The organism is Micromonospora sp. NPDC049799, assembly GCF_040656655.1.
Lineage (GTDB): Bacteria > Actinomycetota > Actinomycetes > Mycobacteriales > Micromonosporaceae > Micromonospora.
On the sequence record NZ_JBFAMU010000901.1, the window covers coordinates 1 to 1,121 of the forward strand.

1 protein-coding gene and 1 pseudogene are annotated in these 1,121 nt (G+C 73.1%); one reads left to right on the top strand and one right to left on the bottom strand.

Features of this window, described 5'->3' with window-relative positions:
* A pseudogene (locus AB0I76_RS30480) lies at window positions 1–200 on the bottom strand (haloacid dehalogenase); the annotation flags it as partial.
* Window positions 201–287: 87 nt separating this feature from the next.
* Here AB0I76_RS30480 and AB0I76_RS30485 point away from each other — a divergent pair.
* Window positions 288–1,121, top strand: an 834-nt coding sequence (locus AB0I76_RS30485) for a DEAD/DEAH box helicase (protein ID WP_357042767.1), incomplete at its 3' end; no start/stop codon positions are given.

Here is a 1,121-nt window from a genome sequence, read left to right on the forward strand (position 1 = left end):
GTCGCCCGCGCCCGCTCCAGCTCCGCCCCGCAGGCCGCCGCCGCCGCGGTCACCCACGCCCGGGAGTCCTCCACCTGGGCGAGGGTGCCGTGGAAGTCGAGGAGCACACCCTCCACGGTCCGGCGGGACGCCCGCGCGCCGGACGCGAGGTCGGCGCAGCCCGGGGCGGGTGTCTGGGACTTCTCGGTCGGTTCCGGCACGTCGTGCACCCTACCGACCGCCCCGGACGGGCCGGACTGGACGGCCTTGTCGGGTGTCCCGGCACCGCACGCACTAATCTTGGTCACATGTCGAGTCCCGCCGAGCGGTACGCCGCGGCGCGCCGCCGGGCCGCGCAGGCCTCCCAGTTCCCGGCGCTGGACGAGTTCGCCCTGGATCTGGGGTTCGATCTGGACGACTTCCAGCGCGAGGCGTGCCAGGCCCTGGAGCGGGGCAGCGGCGTGCTGGTGTGCGCCCCGACCGGAGCCGGCAAGACGGTGGTCGGCGAGTTCGCCGTACACCTGGCCCTGCGGGGTGCCCCGGCTGCACCCGACGGCGCCCAGCCGGGGCGGCGCAAGTGCTTCTACACCACGCCGATCAAGGCGCTGTCCAACCAGAAGTACCACGACCTGGTCGACCGGTACGGCGCCGAGCACGTCGGGCTGCTCACCGGCGACAACGCCATCAACGGCGACGCCCCCGTGGTGGTGATGACCACCGAGGTGCTGCGCAACATGCTCTACGCCGGCTCGTCCACCCTTCAGGGCCTGGCGTACGTGGTGATGGACGAGGTGCACTACCTTGCCGACCGGTTCCGGGGCGGCGTGTGGGAAGAGGTGATCATCCACCTGCCGGCCTCGGTCACCCTCGTCTCGCTGTCGGCGACCGTCTCCAACGCCGAGGAGTTCGCCGACTGGCTGGTCACCGTGCGCGGCGAGACGACGGTCGTGGTCAGCGAGCACCGGCCGGTGCCGCTGTGGCAGCACATGCTCGTCGGCAAGCGCATGTTCGACCTGTTCCACGACGCCGACGCGGCCCGCAAGCACGACGTGCACCCGGAGCTGCTGCGCTACACCCGCGACACGGTGCGCCGGCTGGAGCTGGGCGAGGGGCGCAGCGCGGGACCCGGCGGAGGCCGCCGC